The following is an 8,525-nucleotide window of genomic DNA, read 5'->3' on the forward strand; positions in this document are numbered from 1 at the left end:
GACCACAGATCGTCGCGAGCCCGATGGTCGCTCCGTAGATTCCGAAGACCCGCGGGTGGGAGCGTTTGGGAAACAGACCCGAGATGATGGCAAAGGTTTGCGCCGACATCGAGCCGGCGGCGAGCCCCTGCACCGCTCTGGATGCGACGAGCGAGAGAGGTGTCTGAGCCAGTCCGCACAGCAGAGAGGCCACCACGAAGACCGCCAGGGCGGTGAGGAAGACCTTCCGGCGGCCGAGAATATCGCCGAGGCGAGCTGCTGTGATCAGGGAACATGCGAAGGCCAACGTGTAGACGCTCACCATGAGGAGCTGCGCAGAAACCGACGCGCCGAGGTCGACCGCGATGCTCGGTAAGGCGACGTTGACGATGGTCGCGTCCAGGAGCTGCATGAAGACCGCCGCCAGACTCGTGGCCAGACCCAGCCACGGCGTCCACTGGCCGAGTTCGGGCCGTTCGGTCACATCATGCTGGATCAGGGACATCCGGCTAGGTTAATGGAGCGCCTGGTGTTCGGACCTGGGAGGCATGTCAAGTTCGCGATATTATCCTGGACAGGTTGCGAAGTACAGGTATTTCTCCCAACACTTATGTAACTGGTATCAGCCTGTAATCTGGCTGAGGATCTACACCACTCGCGGTACGGCACGTCGATGCCACATGTTCGTTGCGAGAGGTCACGTACCAACCGACCCCGCTCGCACACACGAATTCGCCACGAACAGGAGCCGCTCCATGGACTTGAACTTGATCACCCACTGGAATCCACAACCTGGCAGGGTCGTCAAGTGGCAAGTCACAGACACGAGCGCACGCGCCGCCGCGAACGCCCCGGTGGATCCGGCCCTGCCCACCACCATGCAGGAACGCCACCTGAGGCGGGCCAAGCTGGCCGCCGACAACGGTGAGACACAATCACCCTGGATCGGCGTGGCGTTCGACTTTCCCGGCCGGCTCGACACCGATGCGATGACACGATCCCTGGAGCGGTACGTGCTTCGCCACGACACCCTGCACAGCTGGTTCTCGTTCTCCGACGCCGACGGGGCTCCCGGTGACCGGGCGAACGCCGTCCGGCGGCATGTGGTGCCGCCCGCCGACATCGCACTCAACGCGGTCGACGGCGACATCCTTGTCACACCGGAGCAGGTCCGCGATCACGTTGCCGCCCGCTTCGCGAACGAGACGAGCGCTCTGGGCTGGCCTGCGTTCGTGTTCGGCGTCGTCGAGCACTATGCGGCGGGCGTGCCCGATCCGCGGGACAGCTTCACCCTTTTCCATGCGGTCGACCACGCCCACACGGACCTGCAGTCGATGGTTCTCACGTTCGCGGAGATCCGGATCATCTACCAAGCCGAACTGGACCGCGCCGAACCTGATCTGCCCGATCCGGGCAGCTACGTCGAGTACAGCCTGCGGGAACGAGAAAGAGCTGCGGCCCTGACACTGGAATCACCCGAGGTGCACGGCTGGCTCGGCCACCTCACCGCCTGTGGCGGGAGCTTTCCGGGCTTCCCGCTCGACCTCGGCGCATCGGACGCGCCTCAGCCGGCGATCGGCAGCCGGTTCGAACTGGCCGACGCCGAGGAGTGCGAGCAGTTCGGTGCCGTCTGCAAGGCGCACGGTTCCAACTTCATCGGAGGCGTGTTCGCGGCTCTCGCGATCACCGAGCGCGAACTGGCCGGACGGGACCGCTACCTGGCGCTCTCGCCCGTCACGACCCGCAACGACCCCCGGTATTTCTGGTCCCAGGGGTGGTTCATCAACCTTGTTCCGGTGGGCTTCGCCCTCGGTGACGCGGCGACGTTCACGGCTCTCGCCCAGCAGGCCCAGCAGGCCTACCACTCCGGAAAGGCCCTCGGCGAGGTGTCCGTACAGCAGGTGATCGAGACGGTTCTCGCCCACGCGGGTCCGGGCGTGCCCGTGCAACACACCGGGCTGACTCCACCCCCGATCGTCTCCTATATCGACGGTCGGCGACTGCCGCAGACCGAGGACTTCGTGGCCACCCGCGCTACCGGCCTCGTCGGCGGCAAGGCAACGCAGATCGCATCCATCTGGATCAACCGCGTCCTCGAGGGCACCTGGATGGCCGTGTCCCATCCTGACACCGAGGCCGGTCACCGGTCCGTCGGCGCCTATGCGGAGCGACTCTCGGCCATCATGAGAACCGTTGCCCGCGAGGGTGATTACGTCATCACACCGTTCGATTCCGCCACCTCCGGACTGGCGTCGGCGACGGAGGTGCGGTAGTGCACGTGACCTCGATCGACCGATACATGCTCGAACCCGGTGCCGTCACCGAGTGGTCCGTCGCGTCGGACCCGAACTCGCTGTCGTCCTCGGACGTGCCGCCGTCGTACAACCAGCAGTTCCATCTCGACACCGCACGCACACACGGCGTCGGCCACAGTGTCTGGATGGCGGCGGCGTTCGACCTACCGGGACGACTCGACCGCGGCGCCTTCGAACAGGCCCTGGTGCACTTCATCCGTCGTCACGACTCCCTGCAGTCGGGTTTCGATGTCCGGCCGGACTCGCTGAGCCGGGTCGAACTCGACCCCGACAACGTGACTGTGATCGCTTCCGAAACCTCGAATACTGCCACTGCCGACGAACTCCGTGGTCTTCTTCGGCGCCGGTTCACCGAGGCCTGCGACCCCCTGACGTTTCCGGCATTCCTGTTCGCCACCATCGAGCGCGATTCGCACTACACGGTGGTCAGCGCCTTCGACCACACGCTCGTCGACGGCTATTCGCTCGTCATCGCATTGGGGGAACTCCGTCAGATCTACGAGCGACTCCTCGCCGCCGATGGCATGATCGAGATCACCGCGGCGGACCTGACCGCTGCACTCGGTGATCCCGGAAGTTTCGTGCGGTACTGCGAACTCGAGGCCGAGACACCCGTCACCGATGTGGACGACCCCCGGGTCCGGGAATGGACCCGGTTCTACCAGCGTTGTGGCGGAACCGCCCCGAGCTTTCCCCTCGACCTGGGCGTCGAGGCCGGCGAACCGGCGCCTCAGGGCGCAGATGTGCGGACCCTCCTCGATGCCTGCGACACCGACCGTTTCGAGCAGATCTGCCTGGAATCCGGGGGGAGCCTGTTTACGGGCACACTCACCGCGATGGGTATGGTCGTGCGGTCGATCAGCGGCCTGTCCCGGATGCCCCTCCAGTTCCCGCTGCACATCCGCCAGGATGCACAGTGGGCCAACGCACTCGGATGGCTCACGACGAGTGCGCCGCTGACCGTCGAGATGACCCCCGACGGCGACTTCCAGAATTCGCTGGCCCACACCCACGCATCGTTCCGCACGGCACTGACGCTCAAGGGCGTCACGATGGCACAGGTCCGGGAGGCCCTCGGCGACGGCTATCGGCGTACTCGGACCGACGTGTTCATGGTGTCGTACATCGATTACCGGAGGCTGCCGGGCTCCGAGGACCACGAGTTGCTGAACGCTCACCACATCAGCAATGTCACGATGGCGGACGACGCCCAGTTCTGGATTTCCCGCACTCATCGCGGACTTGCACTGCGGTCGCGGTTCCCCGAAACACCGACAGCCAGACGTACTGTCACGGAGTTTCTCGACCTGCTGTGCGACGTTCTCCAGGACATCTGCGAGCGTGGGGTCACTCCGGTCGCCGAACTCACCCGTCAGCTGTATCCCATGGGCACTCCGGTTGTCTGAAGAACAACCTGCGCCCTGTTGTCGAAGAACAACCCGCGCCGCAGCGACGGCGATCGGGTCGTAGATGCCGGCACGTAGAAGAACGCGTTCCCACATATCGCTCATGACGGACCGTGGTCGTCCAGACCTGTCACCGCGAACGGCCGGTCGGACGAAGCCTGCGCGTCCGCCTAGAATCGACGTCGTCCCCACTGAATCTGCCCCAGGAGCCCGCCCGTGCCCGTCGCGCCAGATCCCACACAGTCCTTCACCGACTACGCTCATCCGGATCGACTGGTGTCGACCGAATGGCTGTCGGCGCACCTGGGCTCCCCCGGCCTGAAGGTGGTGGAGTCGGACGAGGACGTGCTTCTCTACGATGTCGGCCACATCCCCGGTGCCGTGAAGATCGACTGGCACCTGGACCTCAACGACCCCGTCACTCGCGACTACATCAACGGAGAGCAGTTCGCCGCCCTGATGAGCCGCAAGAGCATCCGCCGCGACGACACCGTCGTCATCTACGGCGACAAGAGCAACTGGTGGGCGGCGTACGCGCTCTGGGTGTTCACCCTGTTCGGCCATGAGGACGTTCGTCTCCTCGACGGTGGACGTGACGCCTGGATCGCGGAGAACCGCGACACCGCGTTCGACGTTCCCGAGACCCAGCCCACCGATTACCCGGTGGTCGAGCGAAACGATGCGCCCATCCGGGCATTCCACGACGACGTGCTGGGGCACCTCGGCAAGGGCCCGCTGATCGACGTCCGTTCACCGCAGGAGTACACGGGCGAGCGAACCCACATGCCCGACTACCCGGAGGAGGGCGCGCTGCGCGGCGGGCACATCCCGAGCGCCGTGAGTATTCCGTGGGCCAAGGCCGCGGCTCCCGACAGCCGCTTCCGCTCGCGTCGGGAACTGGACGAGATCTACAGCAGTGTGTCTGCCGACGACGACATCGTCGCGTACTGCCGCATCGGTGAACGTTCGAGCCACACCTGGTTCGTCCTCACCCACCTGCTCGGTTACCCGCACGTCCGCAACTACGACGGTTCGTGGACGGAGTGGGGCAATATGGTCCGCGTACCCATCGTGAAGGGTGAAGAGCCGGGGGATGTTCCCGGCGCCCGGTCATGACCGCACTCCCCGATTCGCTTGCCGAGATCGTCGACGACTTTGCTGCCGTCGACACCTCGGACAAGCTGCAACTGCTGCTCGAGTTCAGCCGCGAACTCGCGCCCCTGCCCGCAGAACTCGAGCAGGACGCGATGGAACCGGTACCAGAGTGCCAATCCCCACTGTTCCTCTCGGTGGACAGTTCCGACCCGGAGCATGTTCGCCTGCACTTCAGCGCGCCCGCCGAGGCTCCCACCACACGTGGATTCGCCTCCATCCTTCATCAGGGTCTCGACGGGCACAGTGCGGACACCATTCTCGGCATTCCGGACGATTTCTATTCCGCCCTCGGTCTTGCCGACGCCGTCAGCCCGCTGCGGCTGCGCGGGATGTCGGCCATGCTCACACGCATCAAACGCAACCTTCGCCGCGAAGCAGGGCCGACCGGGCGCTGATGGAATTCACCGAACTCGCCGACTATCCCGTCCCCGTCGGGGCACTGACCGAATGGCTGCCCTGTGCCGGCTCGGGATGGGAAGAGGATCCCCGTCCGGCGTCGTACATTCACGAAGCTCATCTGCGCCGGTGCGCCGAGACCGGTGGACGGGAATCCTGGCTCGGCTCCGCCTTCGAGATCGACGGTGTTCTCGACGTCGCCGCCTTCGCGGCAGCACTCGAGAAGTGGACCGATCGTCATGAGGTGCTGCGTTCCCACACCGGTCTCGATGCCGAGACGGGAGAGATCCGGCGGCACACCGCCCCTCCTGGCGGGGTGCACATCGGGGTTCTCAGCCGTGGACACGACGTCGAAGGCGGAGACAACTACGCCCACCTGCAGGAGTTGTTCGACGAGCACGCTTCACCGCACAGCTGGCCGTCGTACGTCTTCGCAACACTCGAACCCGTGCAGCGGGACCGCTTCATGGTGTTCTTCGCGGCCGACCACTCGATCATCGACGGCTTCTCGGTGGTGCTGATCGCGCACGAGTTGACCTCCCTCTACGAGGAGGCGGTGTCCGGTCGCGTAGCCGACCTGTTACCCGTGGGCAGTTATCTGAATTTCGGGCGGCAGGAACGCGAGGACGTCCCCGACGCCCAGGTGGAGCGGCACGCTCTCGACGTGTGGCGCACCGCACTCGACGGTTCCGGGCTTCCGGAGTTCCCATTCGAAGTCGGTCCACGCACCGGTGGGCCACAGCAGAACGTTTCCGCGTGGATCCTCGATGCCGAACAGGCCGCATTGTTCAATGCGAGGTGCCGCGAGGCGACTGTCGGGTTCTTTCCCGGACTGCTCGCGTGTCTCGGATTGGCCGGTTCCGAGGTTGCGGGACAGCACCGCTTCCGTGCCGTGACGCCGGTGCACACCCGGCACGCTCCGGAATGGGTGTCGGCTCTCGGATGGTTCGTGGGTCTGAGCCCGGTGGATTTCGAGGTCGTGTCGGATGATTTCGGGACGGTCGCTCAAGCCGCCGCCGGGAACATCTCCCACACCAAACCGGCAGCCGTCGTCCCGTTCGATCGGATCGAAAAGCAACTCGGCATCCCGATCCGTCCACGATTCGTCGTCTCCTACATGGATGTCCGGTTCGCCCCGGAAGCGGATCGATGGATCGAGCGGAACGCCCGGGCACTGCGTAGCCGTCAGTACACCCATGACGTGTACGCATGGATCAACCGCACTCCCCGAGGTGTGAATCTCGCCGTTCGATACCCCGGAAACGATGTCGCGGCGGCGAGCGTTCACCTGTGGGTGGCGAGCCTTCGGCGGCAACTCGACCGTGTTTCCGCACACTACTCACCAGTAGGTTCGCAGACCTCGGCCCACCCCTAGGTCGAAATCTCGATCCGGTTACATCGTCCTCCGGTTCGGTGCATACACTCCGAAGTGATGCCCGTAACCAACCGCTGGTGACCCGAGACAGACCACCGCGGCGAACGTCCATTGCGAACCACAGGAGGCTCAGTGCCCAGTCATGTCAGTGCGCACATCACGAAGGTGCTTGTAGCGAACCGCGGTGAGATCGCTGTGCGGGTGATCCGAGCCGCGAAGGACGCCGGGTACGGCAGCGTTGCCGTATACGCCGAACCCGACGCCGACGCCCCGTTCGTGCGCCTGGCCGACGAAGCCTTCGCCCTGGGCGGGAACACCTCCGCCGAGTCCTACCTGGTGTTCGACAAGATTCTCGACGCCGCCGCCAAGTCCGGTGCCGACGCCATCCACCCCGGCTACGGCTTCCTCTCCGAGAACGCCGACTTCGCCCAGGCCGTGATCGACGCCGGCCTGATCTGGATCGGCCCGTCCCCGCAATCGATCCGCGATCTCGGTGACAAGGTCACCGCACGCCACATCGCCGAGAAGGCAAAGGCCCCGATGGCCGCCGGAACCAAGGATCCCGTCAAGAACGCCGACGAGGTCGTCGCGTTCGCGAAGGAATACGGCGTCCCGGTCGCCATCAAGGCCGCGTTCGGCGGCGGTGGACGCGGCATGAAGGTCGCCCACACCATCGAGGAAATCCCCGAACTGTTCGACTCCGCCACCCGCGAGGCCGTCGCAGCCTTCGGCCGCGGCGAGTGCTTCGTCGAGCAGTATCTCGACAAGGCCCGCCACGTCGAAGCCCAGGTGATCGCCGACCAGCACGGCAACGTCATCGTCGCGGGCACCCGCGACTGCTCACTGCAACGCCGCTTCCAGAAACTGGTCGAGGAGGCTCCCGCCCCGTTCCTGACCGACGACCAGCGCCACCGGATTCACGAGTCCGCCAAGGCCATCTGCAAAGAGGCCGGATACTACGGCGCCGGCACCGTCGAATACCTGGTCCAGGGCGATACCGTCTCGTTCCTCGAGGTCAACACCCGCCTGCAGGTCGAGCATCCCGTCACCGAGGAGACCGCCGGCATCGACCTGGTCCTCGAACAGTTCAAGATCGCCAACGGCGACAAGCTCGGATTCACCGAGGACCCCGCCCCCCGCGGACACGCATTCGAGTTCCGCATCAACGGCGAGGACGCAGGCCGTGGCTTCCTGCCCGCCCCCGGTCCGGTCACCACCTTCACCGCGCCTACCGGCCCCGGCGTCCGGATGGACTCCGGCGTCGAATCCGGCAGCGTGATCGGCGGCCAGTTCGACTCGATGCTCGCCAAACTCATCGTCACCGGCGCCACCCGCGACCAGGCCCTCGCCCGGGCCCGCCGCGCCCTGGCCGAGTTCCAGGTCGAGGGCCTGGCCACGGTTATCCCGTTCCACCGGGCCATCGTCGACGACCCCGCCTTCATCGGCGACGGCACCACCTTCGACATCTACACCAAGTGGATCGAGAACGACTGGACCAACACGGTCGAACCGTTCGCCGGCGGCCAGCCCGTCGATGAAGACGACGCGTTGCCCCGGCAGAAGGTGGTCGTCGAGGTCGGCGGGCGCCGCGTCGAGGTGTCACTACCCGGCCAGTTCACCCTCGGCTCCCCCGGCGGCGCAGTCAATGGTGCCGCCCGCAAGAAGCCCAAGGCCCGCACCCGCGGTGGAGCCCACGGCGGCGCGGCTTCCGGTGACGCAGTGACTGCACCCATGCAGGGCACCGTCGTCAAGGTTGCCGTCACCGAAGGACAGGAGGTCGCCGAGGGCGACCTCATCGCCGTCCTCGAGGCCATGAAGATGGAAAACCCGGTCAACGCCCACAAGGCCGGCGTCGTCACCGGCCTGGCCGTCGAACCCGGCGCCGCCATCACCCAGGGC

General features: G+C 65.7%; 7 protein-coding genes. 6 read left to right on the forward strand and 1 reads right to left on the reverse strand.

The annotated features are described in order from the left end of the window. Positions 1-484, reverse strand: a 484-nt coding sequence (locus tag WAW17_RS03130; protein ID WP_422331559.1) for an MFS transporter, incomplete at its 3' end; no start/stop codon positions are given. Between the two features lie 250 nt (positions 485-734). Here WAW17_RS03130 and WAW17_RS03135 point away from each other — a divergent pair. From WAW17_RS03135 to WAW17_RS03160, 6 genes are all read left to right on the forward strand, one after another. Further along, positions 735-2,252: a condensation domain-containing protein gene (locus WAW17_RS03135; protein WP_422331560.1), complete on the forward strand. Its 1,518-nt coding sequence runs from the start codon at positions 735-737 to the stop codon at positions 2,250-2,252. Positions 2,253-2,257: 5 nt separating this feature from the next. Continuing rightward, the gene (locus WAW17_RS03140; RefSeq protein WP_422331561.1) at positions 2,258-3,700 is read left to right on the forward strand and encodes a condensation domain-containing protein; all 1,443 of its coding nucleotides are present in this window, start codon (positions 2,258-2,260) and stop codon (positions 3,698-3,700) included. A 216-nt stretch (positions 3,701-3,916) separates the two neighbouring features. After that, positions 3,917-4,816 carry a sulfurtransferase gene (locus tag WAW17_RS03145; protein WP_422331562.1) on the forward strand — a complete coding sequence of 300 codons (900 nt, stop codon included), beginning with the start codon at positions 3,917-3,919 and terminating at the stop codon, positions 4,814-4,816. Continuing rightward, positions 4,813-5,250 carry a SufE family protein gene (locus WAW17_RS03150; RefSeq protein WP_422331563.1) on the forward strand — a complete coding sequence of 146 codons (438 nt, stop codon included), beginning with the start codon at positions 4,813-4,815 and terminating at the stop codon, positions 5,248-5,250. The genes WAW17_RS03145 and WAW17_RS03150 overlap by 4 nt, the downstream gene beginning before the upstream one ends. Beyond that, on the forward strand, positions 5,250-6,626 hold the full coding sequence (locus WAW17_RS03155; RefSeq protein ID WP_422331564.1) for a condensation domain-containing protein: 1,377 nt from the start codon (positions 5,250-5,252) through the stop codon (positions 6,624-6,626). Before WAW17_RS03150 ends, WAW17_RS03155 begins: the two co-directional genes overlap by 1 nt. A 132-nt stretch (positions 6,627-6,758) precedes the next feature. Continuing rightward, on the forward strand, positions 6,759-8,525 hold a 1,767-nt coding region (locus WAW17_RS03160; RefSeq protein WP_422331565.1), incomplete at its 3' end, for an acetyl/propionyl/methylcrotonyl-CoA carboxylase subunit alpha.

The sequence above is a fragment of the Rhodococcus sp. (in: high G+C Gram-positive bacteria) genome (genome assembly GCF_049286785.1).
Classification (GTDB): domain Bacteria; phylum Actinomycetota; class Actinomycetes; order Mycobacteriales; family Mycobacteriaceae; genus Rhodococcus_F.